Source organism: Vibrio sabulosilitoris, from assembly GCF_055391395.1.
Genome location: NZ_AP029599.1, coordinates 1,682,708 through 1,699,195, shown reverse-complemented (window position 1 = coordinate 1,699,195; position 16,488 = coordinate 1,682,708). Strand labels below are relative to the sequence as shown.

General features: G+C 48.4%; 14 protein-coding genes. 4 read left to right on the top strand and 10 right to left on the bottom strand.

The genetic code is table 11. The features are described from left to right. The first annotated feature begins 171 nt into the window (after positions 1-171). The 3 genes from ACZ5R2_RS08070 to ACZ5R2_RS08060 all read left to right on the top strand — a co-directional run bounded on the left by ACZ5R2_RS08070 (position 172) and on the right by ACZ5R2_RS08060 (position 5,647). Positions 172-804, top strand: coding sequence for a DUF2760 domain-containing protein (locus tag ACZ5R2_RS08070; RefSeq protein WP_464901778.1), 633 nt, complete (start codon positions 172-174; stop codon positions 802-804). Continuing rightward, complete coding sequence (locus ACZ5R2_RS08065) at positions 804-2,729, top strand: Hsp70 family protein (RefSeq protein ID WP_464901777.1); 1,926 nt, start codon at positions 804-806, stop codon at positions 2,727-2,729. Before ACZ5R2_RS08070 ends, ACZ5R2_RS08065 begins: the two co-directional genes overlap by 1 nt. Positions 2,730-2,830: 101 nt before the next feature. Next, complete coding sequence (locus ACZ5R2_RS08060) at positions 2,831-5,647, top strand: Hsp70 family protein (protein ID WP_464901776.1); 2,817 nt, start codon at positions 2,831-2,833, stop codon at positions 5,645-5,647. A gap of 195 nt (positions 5,648-5,842) precedes the next feature. Here ACZ5R2_RS08060 and ACZ5R2_RS08055 read toward each other — a convergent pair whose 3' ends face one another. The 3 genes from ACZ5R2_RS08055 to ACZ5R2_RS08045 all read right to left on the bottom strand — a co-directional run bounded on the left by ACZ5R2_RS08055 (position 5,843) and on the right by ACZ5R2_RS08045 (position 8,107). Continuing rightward, positions 5,843-6,691, bottom strand: coding sequence for a MaoC/PaaZ C-terminal domain-containing protein (locus ACZ5R2_RS08055; RefSeq protein ID WP_464901775.1), 849 nt, complete (start codon positions 6,689-6,691; stop codon positions 5,843-5,845). Positions 6,692-7,099: 408 nt separating this feature from the next. Next, complete coding sequence (locus ACZ5R2_RS08050; RefSeq protein ID WP_464901774.1) at positions 7,100-7,318, bottom strand: hypothetical protein; 219 nt, start codon at positions 7,316-7,318, stop codon at positions 7,100-7,102. A gap of 420 nt (positions 7,319-7,738) precedes the next feature. After that, on the bottom strand, positions 7,739-8,107 hold the full coding sequence (locus tag ACZ5R2_RS08045) for a MarR family transcriptional regulator (RefSeq protein WP_438460011.1): 369 nt from the start codon (positions 8,105-8,107) through the stop codon (positions 7,739-7,741). 251 nt (positions 8,108-8,358) lie between these two features. Here ACZ5R2_RS08045 and ACZ5R2_RS08040 point away from each other — a divergent pair, with 251 nt between their 5' ends. Next, entirely contained in the window at positions 8,359-9,063 is a 705-nt protein-coding gene (locus ACZ5R2_RS08040) for a DUF2982 domain-containing protein (protein ID WP_464901773.1), read from the top strand. A gap of 2 nt (positions 9,064-9,065) precedes the next feature. Here the strand turns inward: ACZ5R2_RS08040 and ACZ5R2_RS08035 are convergent, their stop codons facing one another. The 7 genes from ACZ5R2_RS08035 to tyrR form a co-directional block, all read right to left on the bottom strand. Then, positions 9,066-9,722, bottom strand: coding sequence for an MBL fold metallo-hydrolase (locus tag ACZ5R2_RS08035; RefSeq protein ID WP_464902337.1), 657 nt, complete (start codon positions 9,720-9,722; stop codon positions 9,066-9,068). A gap of 121 nt (positions 9,723-9,843) precedes the next feature. Next, positions 9,844-11,490: a L,D-transpeptidase family protein gene (locus ACZ5R2_RS08030; RefSeq protein ID WP_464901772.1), complete on the bottom strand. Its 1,647-nt coding sequence runs from the start codon at positions 11,488-11,490 to the stop codon at positions 9,844-9,846. 392 nt (positions 11,491-11,882) lie between these two features. Continuing rightward, the gene (locus tag ACZ5R2_RS08025) at positions 11,883-12,482 is read right to left on the bottom strand and encodes a GTP cyclohydrolase II (RefSeq protein ID WP_464901771.1); all 600 of its coding nucleotides are present in this window, start codon (positions 12,480-12,482) and stop codon (positions 11,883-11,885) included. 750 nt (positions 12,483-13,232) lie between these two features. Further along, the gene (locus tag ACZ5R2_RS08020; RefSeq protein ID WP_464901770.1) at positions 13,233-13,706 is read right to left on the bottom strand and encodes a DUF2947 domain-containing protein; all 474 of its coding nucleotides are present in this window, start codon (positions 13,704-13,706) and stop codon (positions 13,233-13,235) included. Positions 13,707-13,708: 2 nt separating this feature from the next. Continuing rightward, positions 13,709-14,302, bottom strand: coding sequence for an HD domain-containing protein (locus ACZ5R2_RS08015; RefSeq protein WP_464901769.1), 594 nt, complete (start codon positions 14,300-14,302; stop codon positions 13,709-13,711). Position 14,303: 1 nt separating this feature from the next. After that, complete coding sequence (gene rimJ / locus ACZ5R2_RS08010) at positions 14,304-14,867, bottom strand: ribosomal protein S5-alanine N-acetyltransferase (RefSeq protein WP_464901768.1); 564 nt, start codon at positions 14,865-14,867, stop codon at positions 14,304-14,306. A gap of 5 nt (positions 14,868-14,872) precedes the next feature. Then, the gene (gene tyrR, locus ACZ5R2_RS08005; RefSeq protein WP_464901767.1) at positions 14,873-16,417 is read right to left on the bottom strand and encodes a transcriptional regulator TyrR; all 1,545 of its coding nucleotides are present in this window, start codon (positions 16,415-16,417) and stop codon (positions 14,873-14,875) included. Positions 16,418-16,488: the final 71 nt, after the last annotated feature.

Sequence of the window (16,488 nt, the reverse complement as noted above, 5' to 3'; positions counted from 1 at the left end):
ACATTAACCCGGATTTGACACTTTAAGTGCTCAAATAGACTGCAAACGGACCGCGAGACCAGCCAAGCCCTTGCCTTTTTTACCGCTTTTTTACATGACTATGCTACTATCGTCAGAAAATTAGGTCTCAGAACCGCGCATATATGCGCCCTCATAACAAGAGTATTGATTATGAATTTTGATTTACAAATGATCCCCCAAACGTTCGATATGCTTCACGCTGGTCTAGCAGCATCGAGCGTTATTTTGCTTCTTATCGCGGCGTCACGAAAAACGAAAACCATTGAGAAAATCGTCGAGAAGCCAGTAGAAAAAATTGTCGAAGTTGAAAAGCCGGTCGAGAAGATCGTTGAAGTTGAAAAAGTGGTTGAAGTAGAAAAAGTGATTGAGAAGGTTGTCGAAGTTGAGTCCAAGCTGGCCACTGCATCAACAGACTCTGCAATGCAGTTACTTTCTATCATGCAGCAAGAGGCTCGCTTAATTGATTTTCTTAAAGAAGATGTCAGTGCCTTCTCGGATGAAGAAGTCGGCGCTGCTGCTCGTGTGATCCACTCTGGTGGACAAAAAGTGCTTGCCGAATACGTGACCCTAGAGCACGTTCGCACTGAAGATGAAGAAACACGCATTACCGTTCAAGAGGGCTTTAACCCTCAAGAGATCCGCCTGACGGGTAACGTGACCGGTTCGGCGCCGTTCAACGGGACCCTAGTTCACAAGGGCTGGCGCGCATCTGCGATGAACCTACCAAAATTGGCCGAGAATTACGATGCATCAGTGATTGCTCCTGCGGAGGTAGAACTATAATGGAAGCGACAGACCACCCTAAATTTAGTGTTGGTATCGACTTGGGTACCACCCACTGTGTGTTGTCCTTCGTTGACACCCACGATGAAGACGCGCGCGTTGCTGTAATGCCAATTCCACAGTTGACCGCACCTGGTACGGTCGAGTCTCGCGATCAACTGGGATCGTTCCTGTATCAACCGCATGAGCATGAGATGGACCCCGCTTCGCGTGTATTACCTTGGACGACAGAGCCAACAGCGCTGGTCGGTGCTATCGCACGTCACTTGGGCGCGAAAACACCAATCCGTCTGATTGCCAGTGCCAAATCGTGGCTTTGCCACGGCGGTGTCAACCGTCGTGAGGCATTTTTGCCTGCCGGCAGCCCTGAAGAAGTTGAAAAAGTCTCTCCACTGCGTGCCACTGAATTGTATCTTGAGCACCTCAAGCAAGCGTGGGATCACGCACACCCTGAGCACGCTCTTGCTGATCAAGATGTCACGATTACGGTTCCGGCGTCTTTTGACCCAGCCGCGCGTGATTTGACTGCTGAGGCGGCACGTAATGTTGGCTTTGTTCACCTAACGCTGCTCGAGGAGCCTCAAGCGGCACTGTATAACTGGATTGATAACAGTGACGATGGCTGGCGTGACCAAGTCTCTGTTGGTGACGTCGTGCTGGTGGTGGATATCGGTGGTGGTACCACTGACTTATCTTTGGTGGAAGTGACCGAAGACGAGGGTAACCTATCACTCAACCGCATCGCGGTTGGTGAGCATATCCTGCTTGGCGGTGACAACATGGATCTTGCCCTCGCCTATCGACTAAAGATGAAACTCGCCCAAGAGGGGAAAGATCTTCAGCCGTGGCAGGTGCAAGCAATGACTCACGCTTGTCGTGATGCTAAAGAGGCGCTTCTTAATGACGCTGAACTGAGTTCCGTGCCAATAGTGGTACCAAGCCGTGGCTCGAAGCTGCTTGGCGCGACACTGAAGACGGAGTTGACCCAGCAAGAAGTTCAGCAGACTTTAGTCGATGGTTTCTTCCCTAAAGTTGCGATTGATGAACACCCGGTGCAAAGTCGACGCGGTGCTTTAACCCAAATGGGCCTACCTTATGCGCAAGATGCTGGGATCACCCGCCATATTGCGGCGTTTTTAGCCAAACAAGCCTATGCACAGGGCGGTGAAGCGCCAGAGCAAGACGTCAACCCATTTGCCGGGATGCCTGGCATGGAAGCGCCTGCGCAAACCAGTGACTTTATTAAGCCAAGCGTTATCTTGTTTAACGGTGGTGTACTTAAATCAGATCTGTTAGCAACCCGACTTCAAGAAACCATTAATGCCTGGCTGCAGGCAGCGGACTGTGACAGCGCTAAGCGCTTGACCGGGGTTGACCTTGACTTGGCGGTAGCCAGCGGTGCCTCCTATTATGGTGCAGTGCGCCGTGGCCAAGGCGTGCGTATCCGCGGTGGTATTGCATCGGCCTATTATGTTGGGATTGAGAGCGCGATGCCGGCGATTCCAGGTATGGCACCACCGCTAGAGGCACTATGTGTTGCCCCATTTGGCATGGAAGAAGGTTCCAGCGTCGATGTACCAAGCCAAGAGTTTGGATTGGTGATTGGCCAGCCAGTCCACTTCCAGTTCTTTGGCTCTACCGTGCGCCGTGATGATGAGGCGGGCACTCACCTAGATCACTGGGCGCCAGATGAGCTGGAAGAACTGCCAGAAATCCATGTCACGCTGCCTATCTCTGATGGCCGCCAAGAGGGTGAGGTCGTGCCGGTGACGCTCGCCTCTCGCGTGACAGAGCTTGGTACCTTGTATCTTGAAGCTATCGCGACTGACAATGGCCAAAAGTGGCATGTCGAGTTCGATGTACGTGACGAGAACACTCATCAGGACCCTGCCCCAGAGCAAGACCCAGCACCAGAACGAGAGTAGCAGCAAGTACCTCAACGGCACCATTCACGGTGCCGTTTTTCCAGCTATGTTAAGTACAACTTCAGCAAAAGTTAACAATCACCACAATAAAAGGCTCCCCTATGGCAGCAGCTCGTTTTCTCGTTGGCATCGATCTTGGCACCACCAACACAGTCGTCGCTTTCTGTGAGATCACGGACGACCTTAAACACGCCCCTATTCAACTGTTTGAAATCGACCAACTCGTCGGAGCAGGAGAAGTGGCGCGAAGACCACTGCTACCGTCCTTCCGCTATCATCCCGCTAAAGAGCAGATCGCTCCGGCAGATTTAACCTTACCTTGGGAGCAGCAAGGTATCGAGGGAGACATTCAACCAGCGATCATTGGTGAATGGGCACGCGAGCTAGGCACTAAGGTCGAGGGGCGCCAGATAGCTAGTGCTAAAAGCTGGCTCTCTCACCAAGGTGTTGATCGCCGCTCTGACATTCTGCCATGGGCCGGTGCCAGTGACGTTGATAAAGTCTCGCCAGTGATTGCCAGTGCCAGCTATCTAAACCATATTCGCCAAGCTTGGAACCATCGTCACCCAGGCAACCTGCTTGAGGCGCAAGAGGTCATTGTCACAGTGCCCGCTTCTTTCGATGAGGCGGCCCGCCAGCTGACCCTTGAGGCAGCCAAACTGGCTGGGCTTGACCAAGTGGTGCTACTCGAAGAGCCCCAAGCAGTTTGCTATGACTGGTATGCACGCCACCAAGACACAGCCACAGAAGAGCTCGCACAACTGCCACTGATCTTGGTTTGTGATGTGGGCGGTGGAACAACGGATCTTAGCTTGATTCAAGCAGGTTTCACCGAGAAAAAGCTGACCCTCGATCGAATAGGGGTTGGTGAGCACTTGATGCTTGGGGGAGATAACCTGGATCTGGCGCTTGCCCACCTAGCAGAGCAAAGGTTCAGCCAATCCAAGCGGCTCAATGCATCCAGTTTGACTAAATTGATCCAGCAAACCCGCGCTGCAAAAGAGCAACTGCTTGCCGATACAGCACCAGAGCAGATAAAAATCACCATGTTAGGCAGTGGCTCTAAGCTGCTTGGTGGCACAAAAAGCATCGACCTGAGCAAGCAAGAGGTTCATCAAATTGCGCTCGAGGGGTTTTTCCCACTGACAGACATTGGCGAACACCCAGATAAGCGACGCAGCGCTGTGGTGGAATTTGGTCTCCCTTACGTTGCCGACCCTGCTGTCAGTAAACACATCGCGAAGTTTCTCGATCAACATCAAAGCGTTTCTCAGGCGGCACTGTCAATGAATGTCAGTGAAGACACTTCCAATGACAGGCCTGCAGTACCCGTCGGGTTATTGCTCAACGGTGGGGTATTCAACAGCCCATTAGTTACTGATCGGATTACTCGCCTGCTTGAGAGTTGGAAGGGACAAGCTGTTACCGTTTTAGATAATCCACACCCTGACTTCTCGGTCGCTTTGGGCGCAGTCGCGTTTGGTAAGGCGCGTCGTGGTGCGCAGCTGAAAATCGGTGGTGGTGCTGCGCGCTCGTACTTTCTCCATTTGCAGGAGAAAAACAGCATGGGAAAAGCACTATGTCTGCTTGCCAAGGGGACAGAGGAAGGGCATGAAATTCGACTAAGTGGTCGACGATTCGCTCTCACCTTAGGAGAGCCGGTACGCTTTAACTTGTTGACGTCAACCCATGATACCTTGGCCGACGGCACGCAAATTCAAAATGGGCTGCTGTGCCCAATCGACCCTGATTATTTTTCGCCATTGCCCCCCTCCATCACAACACTAGACAGTCAAGGTGCTGAACTTGCCGCCAACCAAAAGGAGCGGGTTGAGGTACAACTGGCGTGTAAGCTCACTGAAGTCGGCACACTGAGTATCCAGTGCGTCAGCATTTCCGATGACAATCAACGCTGGCAGCTGGAGTTTGAGGTCCGTCATCAGGCCCAGGATCAGCAAGAATCCATCGTGACACACCCGCGACTTGGCGAGTGCCAAGAGATGATCTCGCGCCTTTATAGTGGTAACAAGAAAAGCGCTGACAATCAGGCAATCAAAACCCTCAGCCGCGACCTTGAAAAACGCCTAGGTAAGCGCGATGAGTGGGAGTTTATTACTCTAAGACAGCTGTTTGATACGCTCTCTCTCGGACGCAAGCGCCGTCGACGCTCTGAGTTGCATGAAAAAAACTGGTTGCGCCTTGCCGGCTTTTGTCTTCGCCCAGGTTTTGGTGATGCCACCGATTCTTGGCGCATTGAACAGATTTGGTCGCTCTATCAGCAAGGTATCCAGTTCAAAAATACTCAAGGTTGGAGTGATTGGTGGGTGTTCTGGCGCCGTGTCTCGGGTGGACTCAATCAAGAGCAACAAGAGACCATCCTTGCCGATATAGCCAAATACCTGCACCCCGGCGCAATGAAAAACCCAAAATCTGCCCAAGCGGCGCAAGAGATGGGGTACGAGTCTATGGTGCGATTAGCGGCATCGCTAGAGAACCTTGATGTTGAGGACAAAACGCTACTATCGTCATGGTTTATTAGCAAAGCGGCATCCAACAGCCAATACGCACAGGCACATTGGTGGGCGGTAGGCAGACTCACCTCGCGCACCCCACTGTACGGTAGTCAACACAATGTGATCCCAAGAGAGCAAGTTGAGCAGTGGTTGCCTAAACTGCTCGGTCAAGACTGGAGCAAAGAGTCCATGGCTGGTTTTGCTACGGTGATGATGTGCCGCAAAACAGGTGACCGTCAGCTTGATATCGCCGATGACTATCGAGTTCAAGTGATTGAGAAGTTGAAAAAAAGTAAGTTACCAGGCTCTTGGCTTACCATGGTCGAGCAGGTTCAAGCCCTTAGCCAGAGTGATTCGAAACGCATGTTTGGCGATGCCCTTCCTCACGGACTCACCATGTTTTGACGGCAGGGGCGAGGACTTCTAAAGGCAGGGGCGAGGAGCAAGTTACACTTCGTTCCGAGGTGCGGGTAGTTAATTGCGCGGCTCTGAATCCACGTGCATCTCGCACTCTCCCTGTCACGCCAACCTCTGGCTTAGTCTCTCATCAGGCTCTACTCCCTCTCCTCATACCTATTTATCGATGCGAGAGCACGGGGTTTACCAAACCATTTCGACGCAGCATTTTCCCTCATGGTTTAACAAGTAACCGCGTGTATCCATCTGGACGATATACGCTTGCTGGGGGAGCAATAGCGGACGCTTAAAACGCACTCGCATCTGTTTATCACTGCCCAGATTGCGTTTGTTGCAATAAGCAAATAGCGAGGCAACCGAGTACATGCCGTGTAAAATAGGTCGCTTGAAACCAAACAGTCTCGCGAGAACGGTGTGAATATGAATCGGATTATAGTCGCCTGATAACTTGGCATATTTGCGTGCCTTGCCAATGTTGTAGTCAACAAGGTGAGCCTCTGACATGTCATAACCTTGCTCATTGGATGAAACTTTAAGGCCAGGCCTATTTCTTTTACGACTTGGACTCAGATAACTGCTTAGCATAGATACGCATAGCTCACCTCCAGCGAATATCGAAATCGCGACATCGACCTCTGTTCCTGAATCCTGTTGTACTATCTTAGTCACTTCAGAAACTACGGTGTATTGTTCTTGAGCCCCTCGTTCCTGGTGCTTCTCTATCGTCAACCCTGTATGGACCAAGCCGAGCACGGAGACAGGAAAGCTCTCCAGATTAAATAGGGCAAGTTGTGCTGGCTGTGAGAATACGAACCAAAAGGGTAACGCAACAGAGTGTTGCTCAAACATAAAGTAGCGGTTGTAATCGCTGAGTTGCTTGGGGTCAATCTGTGCCGATAGCACCGTCAATCGACACGAATGACGACTGTCATTATTTACCCTACCATTGGCAATCACCTTTGGCTTGTGACGAGCAAACAGCATTTTTAGCAACTCACTGTAGTAGCGAGGCATAGAGGCCAAGGTAGTCATAATCGAGTGTTCCTCATAAACAAGACGCTGATTTACTGCAAAAACAGAAAGCTATACCAAACAGAAAGCTATACCAAACAGAAAGCTATACCAAACAGAAAGCTATGCCCTATTCTGAACCAAGTCCACGACGAGTACCAGTCGTTACTATCAACCTCATATAACTCTTTAACCTCACATAACTCTGCAAACCCAAACCATTATGCAACCTAACTCAATTCTGTTAGTCCACGCAGCCGATCTGCGCCGTGCCATGCTGCTACCCTGCCCTATATCATCATTCGATCTAATCTCGATGCCTCGATGCTGACCGCACCTCAATGCAACGACCTTATGCTACTAATAACGGTCCAACGCGAATAATAGCTATCCCCCTAAGCAATACTGATCCGTTATGAACAATAGCGACTAATGGCGAGTACTGCCATGTTGACCAACATCAAGCCCTTGATAGATTTCTGATAACGTTCGAGCTGAACGTGAGCGTGAGCGCTGCTTGTTTGCTTCAGAGTGAATTTTTTCATACTCAAGTGCCTTCTGATGCTCTTGTGCCGCGGCAAGAAACTCAGGGTCTTTCATGGCTTGCTTACGAAGGCGATTAACGCGTTCAAGTTTTTCTAATAACATAGCAACCTCCATACTGTTGTTATATACAGTATAGAAGTAACCAACACGAACACAAGAAGAATACTGTTATTTTATACAGTCATTTGCTTAACCAAACCATCACGCAACGATGACAGAAACCTGTTGCCAGTTTTGTTAGACTGCTCAGAGTGTTACAGAAAGGACATGAGGCGATACTGAGCCTAAAGTAGAAATGAGATTAGCTAGAGTGACGTTGTTGCTCCAAGGGTTGGGTCTAGCAGCCGGTTTCAAAATTAATTTCATCGAAAGTTAAAGCGAGCCATCAGTTAAAGCGTCTAGCGTGAACTCCTAACGATCACATCTCGCTTCGCGCAGCAACGCGATCCCACCTCTCGCCTCTTTTCTAAAGAAAAAAACGGCCTCCGAAGAGACCGTCTGTACACTAATTAGCCACTAGCATTAAGCAATCTTGTAGATCACCTTGTTACCAGCAAGCTGCTCTTTTACGACTAGGTTTTCTTCTAGAAGCTTTTTAAGAGCACCTGTTGCCCAAGAAGCCGCTTTTGCGTCCTCTTGACCTGCTGCTAGACCAATGCCTTTAGGGTTGATGCCTTCTGCATTGTTAGCAACAATATCAAATACTTGCTGTTGCTTAGGAGTTAGTGAAACATTGGCTGCAACGCTGGTTTTAGCAACTGCTTTCTCTACAACGTTCTCGACAACTGGTTTGGCTGGCGCTGCTTTTTTCGCTTTTGCAACATTCGCAACCGTTGCTTTGATGTGTTTCTGTAGTTTAGCTTGTACCTTACGCTTGTGAGCAAGTCTCATTCAATTATCTCCGCTACACTGCCATACGCAGTGGTCAAAATTAATAGCGCGTTTTATACCAAATTATTGCGACGATTTGTAGGGTAGTGCTGTGATTTGCTGCCAAGTCACCTCATTTTGTTAACAACCACTGTATCAATAATCAGTTAATTGATCTTATTTTCACCGCTTTGAGTAGTAACTGTAGGTGGCGCTAAAGCAAAAACTTAGCCGCTTTCCTACACTTATGATCCAACCTGGATAAGAAGATTATGGAAACACTACACATCAGCAATCGCGAAAAAATCAGCCAGTCAATGGTCATCAAGCTAATCGGTGTGCTGATTGGCGTCGCTCTGGTTTTTCTTTTTCTTTCATCACCTTCGATCAGCACCGCGTTCATTTCTCTTTTAGTTGGTAGTATTGCGGTCGCACTCACCTATCACATTATGCGCAAGGCCTATAACGGCTTCACACTGACCGCAACCCACCTTCAACAACATCGAGTTAAAGGGGGCTGGCTGCTCAGTTGGGATAATATCGAGGTCATTGGCCAGTGTCAGGAAGACGACGATGGGTGGAAACGCCCCCTGCCATGGATAGGGATCAAGATTAAGGACTACCATCCATTTATCAACTCAATATGCCCAAGATTGGCCGTTGATCTCTTGATGGAACAACGCGCGCTACTGTATGCAGGCATTCACAGAGAAGAGCGTGAGAAATTTCAGGACTTGGTTTTGGACTCCAAGCACGTCCAAGATGGAAAACATTACTACAAGGGATTGCAGGCTACGCTAGCTAACCGAATGCGGCACATGCGTGGTGCCTTCGGCTACGACATCTTTATTGCCCAAGGCGATTTGGACAGACCAATAGAGGATTTTATTGGCCTGTCGCGTCGCTATCTAGCCGCTGCATCCCGTCCAACTACGGTTGAGAAGGCGATGGACGAACGAGATACCTCAGCGGGGTGACACTAGAACATCGGCATCTCATCAGCAACGAACGGATTGGTTCTGCGCTCGTAGCCAAAGGTCGACTCTGGACCGTGCCCAGGAACAAAGCGCACTTCATTACCAAGTGGCCACAGTTTTTCTTTGATGGAAGAGATGAGGGTATTGAAATCGCCTTTCGGGAAATCAGTGCGCCCAATACCGCCGTTAAACAGCACGTCGCCAACGAAAGCCAGCTTTGCTTCTTGACTAAACAACACGATATGACCAGGAGTGTGGCCCGGCGTATGAATAACCGATAGCGACTGGCTGCCAAACGTGACAGTGTCACCCTCGTCCAGCCATTGATCCGGTTCAAAGGCCTCTGTTAATGGAAAACCAAACATCTGACTTTGCCCTTCAAGGCCCTGTAGCCAGAAATTGTCGTCCTTGTGCGGGCCGACAATCGTTACGCCCTCTAAATTACGTGCCAAAGACTGTGTACCACCAACGTGGTCAAGGTGACCGTGAGTCAATACAAGACGCTCTACCGTCACGCCAAGTTCTTCGATGAGCATTTGCAATTGCTTGACGTCGCCTCCGGGGTCAATCACTACCCCTTTCATCGTTTCGTCACACCACACGATTGAGCAATTTTGAGAAAAAGAGGTTACGGGAACCACTTGGTATTTTAGAGACATACCATTACCTTTACTGTCATAGTCTGCGATTTTAGTTTGCACAGACTATGACACTATGTGGGTGCTTTGACAATATGCGCAGGTCATTTGACAATATGCGAATGCTTTGACAACGGTAGAGTTAATGCTTTGTTTGAGCTTTGCCCGCGACAGCAATATCGATTAGCCTGGGATTGCTCTCGTGATAAGGTGCATCGAGATCATAAATATCATCGCGATAATGGACCACACCATCTTCTAACCAAGCCGTCTGATAAATTATCATCACTGGGATCTGTCGGTTAAAACGAATATGCCGATTGGTGCTTGCATTGAGCAATTTGTCGCGCTCAATCCCTTGATAATCCAATAGAGCTTGAGCAAATTCCTCTGCATGCTCGACCCGGATACAGCCAGAACTGAATGCTCTCATGTCTTGGTCAAACAAGTTTTTGCTTGGAGTGTCGTGCAAGTAAATGGCTCGAGGGTTGGGCGTATTAAATTTGTATAGACCCAAGGCATTATTGTAACCAGCACGTTGGCGCATTCTAAAAGGAAAAGCTCTTGGGTGCAGGGTTTCCCAGTTGATTGTCTCAGGGGGAATGATTTGTGGTGACGTCCAGCTCTCAATTATATCGATCCCCTGGCGGGCCAAATAGCTTGGGTCATGCTTAGCTTTGGGAATGATGTCTTCAACCATAATTTTCCACGGAATGTTCCAAGTTGGGTTGAGAACAACTGACTTCATCTGTGTTTCCATGATTGGGGTCGGACGACGCAATTTACCCACCACTACCTTAGACTCAAACAGTTGCTGCCCCGAGTGTGAAAACTGCATCTCAAAACTTGGGACATTGACGGTGACTTGGGTGGTATTACCCTTATCCCACAGCCTCGCACGCTCAAGATTGAGGGCAAGTTTGGTTTTACGATAGCGAGGTGACACATTCAGCCAACGAGTAGTCTTAGGACCAATAATGGCATCTTGTTTTAAACCATGGATGCGTTGAAATTCAACCATGGCTTGCTTGAGTGATTCATCATACCAATCTAGACCGTGAACCACACCAGAGGTGTCGATGCCCGCCATGTTCATCCGTTCGATAATCAAGTCACGCTCGGGCAGTAAATCTCCAACACGCTTGAGGCCATCACTTGAAACTAAAGAGACCCATTGATTCGAATGTTCCGTCAGCTCTTCAAGCGCACTACGAATAGCCTCTCGAGAGGCATGGGGCGGGCGATAGTAGTCAATAAACTGAGATAGCGCATTCATTTCGATAGCACTGACTAAGGAGTCTTGGGAAGTGGTTGAGGGTTTGATACTCAGTTCGCGCATTGGCGCTTGATAGAACCAAGTTTGCCCATACTCCGAGGCGTTCTCAGCGTAACTAACATAGAGCAGCAGGGTATCGGTCGCGACCTGGTCATAGGCATGCCATTTCTCCTGCTCTTCCAGCGCCAGCAAGCTGTCTAACCGCGCTTCTAGCAGTGGGCTGACACCAGAGAGTGCGACCAGAGCAAGTTGCTCCTGAAAAACCAAGCGGTCGTCAGGGTCAATCCACAGGGGTTTGGCCAATGTCATAAGACGTTCGACATGAGTAGGAAATGCCAGCGTAACACCGTCAACTGTCAATGGTTTAGCTAGGGTATCGACGGACTGCTGCTGGATCATCGAAGACGCGGGTTGAGCCGAGTCCGCCAAAATGAGCTGTTTACTATTGTCCGAAGGTTCGGCGACGGCGTAGGCACATGCCCCAAATGCTGCGAAAAATACCCAAGATTTCATGTCCTATCCCCTAGGTAAGGTGTATGACATAAGTATGGCAAAGAACACATTTGAAACTGTATTAAAGTTTAGAAACAACAAGGTTATGTCTCATCTAATATCCAGACTAATTCAGTGATATTAGATGAATAGGAAGGCAAACAGAAGATGAAAATGTTGCAAATTTAGACACTTAGCCCACAGAACACTCGCGTAAGCACGAGTAGAACTAAATCAACACCCTATATCTCGCTGGCCTCAAGACCCGGGCGTTCTCAAAATCTAAGCTCATACTGGGTATGACATATCGTTAATCTGCCCTGCACGACTTGGTGTTGTCGTGGCCTAAAAAAACGCATCGGTTCAAGCCGATGCGTTTCAATACTTTACGTATCACCTACTGCCTTATAGCATCAGATGGTTAGTCGATGTTTGCCGTGGGAAACTTTGGCCTTGAGATACTCCTCGTTGCCCGACTTTACATGCGCTGATGTGTGCACCACCTCAGCTATCTCAATCCCATGCTCTTCCAAGTCACGCACCTTCTTCGGGTTGTTAGTCACCAAGCGGATTCGCGTCAGGTTTAGCGCTTTGAGCATCTGAGCTGCCTCGGTAAAATCACGCAAGTCGTCACCAAAACCTAGATGATTATTCGCTTCGTAAGTATTCATACCCTCGCTTTGCAGCCGATATGCGTCGATCTTGTTATACAGCCCAATGCCACGCCCTTCTTGGCGCAGGTACAAGATGATGCCGCCCTTCTCCCCCATCAGATTGATGGTCTCATCCAACTGCTCACCGCAATCACAACGCGAGGAATGGAAGACGTCGCCGGTTAGGCATTCAGAGTGCATTCTGACTAAAGGCGGGGTTGATGGGGCTTGGTCAGCTTTTTTGAAAACCACCGCTACGTGCTCTTTAGCGGTTTTCAGACCATTGAACGACAAAAGTTCAGCTGCAATGTCGCTTCGCTGACCAACTTTAAAATTTACTCTAGCTCTTACTTCCGCCATATCTCTCTCTCTTTCATCAAACAACGCGTGCTGTGCATGTTGCTACGCTCTTAGCTTTACTTGTTATCCACGCTGAGTTGCTTTCGACCTTATATATGTGGGTGAAAATGAAAAGTTCAACCCTGTATACCTATCCTCAAGCCACCTTAAGGTGCAGTTTCAGTCTTACTAGGCGCCCGCAGTGGCCGCCCGCAATTTACTGCCAAGGTAGTCATTTGAGTATAAGTGACAATGAACCGTATTTCTCGAGTAAGAAATGCAATTGATCGCACATGTTATAACATAACAATTGTAGGCAAAGGTATGCGTAATTACCACGAGATAATAACCACAAATTAAGTAATGAAATTAAGGTAATGAAATGGCGCGAAGATTACGCGCTGTGAGAGGTTTGTTGCTGTTTCCAGACGTTAAGTTGAACCCAAGCAGATTCAAGTTCGGAAATTTCCTCGGAGGTGAGGATAGACAGAGTCGATTCATTGCTCGCCATCCCATTAGTTTGTAGGTTGCTTAGCCGAGCGTAAAAATCTTTTTTAAGCTGTAATATTAGTGATTCCACAATATCTACCCAGTCAAATAAAAAATCCATTTTTAATTCTGCGACTATATTATCAACCTGAGAATAAATTGCACGTTCTATCAACAACTAATAGTAGTTTATGTGCAACCAATTCAACAAATAGCCTTATAGTTTTATTGAGAACGGGGTTATGAAACTATCATTGCTTGAAGTAATAACCCCATGAGTAATTAGCGACGTTTACCTAATTTTACACTGCCATCTTCTTGGAACCACAGTGCTTGGCTGCGTTTTTTACCAATTAAAATCGGCCCATCATCATAAAACAGGAAGTTCTTCCAGTAGCGTTTGAATATCGACCACTTAGTCTCGATGATATTGTACTTCTCGTAGCAGAAATACACCGTGACATCATCTTGCCAGTCAATATATTCAACTAGTCCCTCAGGCATTAGGTTGTCCTCCGCTTCCCACGCCTGCATCCAATCGATATTCTCCAGCCAATTGCTGTCGTTAGCGGGCCAATCTTGACTACTGAATCGCGCAGCGTCCGGACTGGTAGCACTGATTTGCTCTTTCCATAATTGGGAGGCTCGTGCCTGTGTCATCGGTTTGATCAACTCAAGATCCGATTCTGGCACTGGCATCGATTGGTGGGTAAAGATCCACTTTCTGTTGTATTCATCAATTGAAATGTAAGACATAGTTAATCCGCCTTCAGCCAACCGTTGGCAACGGCATTTTCTACAATCTGCTGAGCCTTGGCCCATAGCGCCTCAGAGCCCTCTTCAATGCGTCGATTGACCGTCAAAACCTGATCTCTGTGTACGCCATGCTCAAGCCAACTCTGACCTTGATTATAGTGGTTGAGCAGCATTGGGATAATTCTATCAAGGGCTTTAGCAAATTTTGCATCCGCCGTTTGAGCTTGCTCGAACTCTTGCCACAGAGAGAACAGTGCCTGACCTTGTTCTTCGGGTAACAGACCAAATAATCGCTCTGCGCACTCAAGCTCTTTCTGCTCTTGGCTCTCAGAGGCGACCGCATCATAGACAAAGGTGTCACCTGCATCGATCTCTACCACATCATGCAATAGCAACATCTTAATCACTCGACCCACGTCAACGGGTTGATTGGCATGTTCTTCGAACAATAGCGCCATTAATGCCACATGCCAGCTATGCTCGGCACTATTTTCCAATCGCCCATCGGCACTTTTTACCCGTGTGCGTCGTAACACAGATTTTAGCTGGTCGAGCTCCATTAATAGCGCGAGCTGTTTTTCTAATCTTAGTGACATATTAATCTCTTTTTTTCCAATCTGGATTGATCATCGCGGTCAATATATGATCCTGCCACTGACCATCAATTAAAATATATTGCTGAGAGAATCCCTCTCGCTCAAAACCTACTCGACTTAACACCGCCGCACTTTTTTTATTGTGCGGCATATAAGCGGCACAAACTCGGTGCATATTTTCAATCTCGAACATATATTGCACTGCGAGTGTCAGTGCTTTAGTCATTAAGCCCTTGCCCTGCTCAGACTTTGCCAAGGAGTAACCTACATTGCAGCTGTGGACAGGAAATCTCATCACGCTGCTAAAAGAGACAGTACCTAGCATCTGTTTGTCTGCGCGATCGGTGATTAACATATAATAGCCAAGCCCAAGTCGATGCATCTCTTGCAGTTTAAGCAGTTTCTTTTGCCAACCGACCTCGGTAAAAAACTCCACATCACGCTCAGGTTCCCAGGCCCTAAGCTCATGTTTATTATTACAAAAGTAACGACTGATCATCTGTGCGTCCGTAGTATTAGCGGTACGCAAAATAAACTCATCACCCCTGCGAAACATCTCTCCCATCTTGATTACTGCTTACGAATACTGTAATCGCGCAGCTTATTGGCAATCGATGTATGGGAAACATCAAGACGCTTGGCCAACTTACGGCTCGACGGATAAGACTGAAACAGGTGCTCTAAGATCTGCGCTTCGTAACTCTTCATTATATCGTCAAGTGAGCCATCAAGCTGATGGCTGTTGAATGAGGTCGGTAACTTCTCATTGCTTGGCAAATGGAAGTAATCCACCACCAACTCACTGCCCTCTAATTCGGTCAACGCGCGCAGAACGGTGTTGTCTAGCTGACGCATATTGCCCGGCCAGTGATGGGTGGCGAGTTGACTGGCGAGCTCCGAAGACCACTTAGGGATGGTCATGTTCATATTGTGGGCGTGCTTGGCCACAAATAGCTCAAGTAGTGGACCGATATCACTAGCACGTTCTCGCAATGGTGGGATAGTCAGAGTCAATACGTTGAGGCGATAGAACAGATCCTCACGGAAGCGGCCTGATTCCGCAAGCTCTGAAAGATTGTGCCGAGTAGAGGCGATAATACGCACGTCGACATGCATTTCCTGCTCCTCACCGACACGCCTAAATGTGCCATCTTGCATCAAGCGCAGTAGTTTGATTTGCAGGTGTGGACTCATCTCACCAATCTCATCGAGAAACACTGTACCGCCATCGGCTTGTTCAAAAATACCCTTATGGCCAATATCATCGTTGAATGAGCCTGGCGCGTTACCAAATAATTCGGTCTCTGCGACATCGTCAGGCATAGAGGCACAGCTCAACACCATAAACGGCTCAGCCGAACGATGAGAGCGATTATGACAAGCACGCGCTAGCATCTCTTTTCCCGTGCCAGTTTCACCCTCAATCAGCAATGGTTGATCGAGCATAGCGAGCTTTTTAGCTTGACTGATTAATGACTTATGGCGATTAGAAATACCGACGAAATGCTCAAAGCCGAGCTCTTGGGACGGGGTTAACACATCGGTGTTATGCGACACTTCTGCGACCGGCCTTAAGGCAATCACCGCACTGACCAAGGCTTGGTCGCGATCATCGCCGCTGATAAATACTGGCATCAGTTCAAGAATATAATCTAGCCCGTTATGGACGACATTTTCCCTCACACGACTACGCTGACCATCCAGCCAATCCTGGAAGGAAAAGCTCGGCAGTGCCTGCGAAATGTTGCGTCCATGCAAGCTCTCAGAATCGGCGCAGAACAAACTGTTGGCTGCGTGGTTAGCAGTATCAATATTGCCTTTGAGATCAACCGACAGTACCGGAGAAGGTAGGCTATCGAGTACCGCCAGCAACTCGTGGTTCTGCCGCTCCATTGGCATAAATTGGATTTTGCGCACGTCTTTGACACCATTGATCCTGCGGATCTCGGTCATCAATTCGCTAAAGGTATCAAAATCGATATCGGGACAATTGAGATAGATGATCCCCGACACATCGATCTCTATACCTCGAAGATCGATACTACGTTTGGCTAATATCTCCAGTAACTCACGAGTCAAACCCAAGCGATCTTCACAAAAGACTTCTAGACGCACAAAATTATCCTGTTAACGGTGTCACGAAAAGTTGACAGTAGTTTCTCTCACCTCGGTTTAAGCGTCAAGAA

Bases quoted from the DNA above. Each gene is read 5' to 3' on its own strand.
- ACZ5R2_RS08070 (WP_464901778.1), top strand. From the start codon at position 172: ATGAATTTTGATTTACAAATGATCCCCCAAACGTTCGATATGCTTCAC.
- ACZ5R2_RS08065 (WP_464901777.1), top strand. From the start codon at position 804: ATGGAAGCGACAGACCACCCTAAATTTAGTGTTGGTATCGACTTGGGT.
- ACZ5R2_RS08060 (WP_464901776.1), top strand. From the start codon at position 2,831: ATGGCAGCAGCTCGTTTTCTCGTTGGCATCGATCTTGGCACCACCAAC.
- ACZ5R2_RS08055 (WP_464901775.1), bottom strand. From the start codon at position 6,691: ATGACTACCTTGGCCTCTATGCCTCGCTACTACAGTGAGTTGCTAAAA.
- ACZ5R2_RS08050 (WP_464901774.1), bottom strand. From the start codon at position 7,318: ATGTTATTAGAAAAACTTGAACGCGTTAATCGCCTTCGTAAGCAAGCC.
- ACZ5R2_RS08045 (WP_438460011.1), bottom strand. From the start codon at position 8,107: ATGAGACTTGCTCACAAGCGTAAGGTACAAGCTAAACTACAGAAACAC.
- ACZ5R2_RS08040 (WP_464901773.1), top strand. From the start codon at position 8,359: ATGGAAACACTACACATCAGCAATCGCGAAAAAATCAGCCAGTCAATG.
- ACZ5R2_RS08035 (WP_464902337.1), bottom strand. From the start codon at position 9,722: ATGTCTCTAAAATACCAAGTGGTTCCCGTAACCTCTTTTTCTCAAAAT.
- ACZ5R2_RS08030 (WP_464901772.1), bottom strand. From the start codon at position 11,490: ATGAAATCTTGGGTATTTTTCGCAGCATTTGGGGCATGTGCCTACGCC.
- ACZ5R2_RS08025 (WP_464901771.1), bottom strand. From the start codon at position 12,482: ATGGCGGAAGTAAGAGCTAGAGTAAATTTTAAAGTTGGTCAGCGAAGC.
- ACZ5R2_RS08020 (WP_464901770.1), bottom strand. From the start codon at position 13,706: ATGTCTTACATTTCAATTGATGAATACAACAGAAAGTGGATCTTTACC.
- ACZ5R2_RS08015 (WP_464901769.1), bottom strand. From the start codon at position 14,302: ATGTCACTAAGATTAGAAAAACAGCTCGCGCTATTAATGGAGCTCGAC.
- rimJ (WP_464901768.1), bottom strand. From the start codon at position 14,867: ATGGGAGAGATGTTTCGCAGGGGTGATGAGTTTATTTTGCGTACCGCT.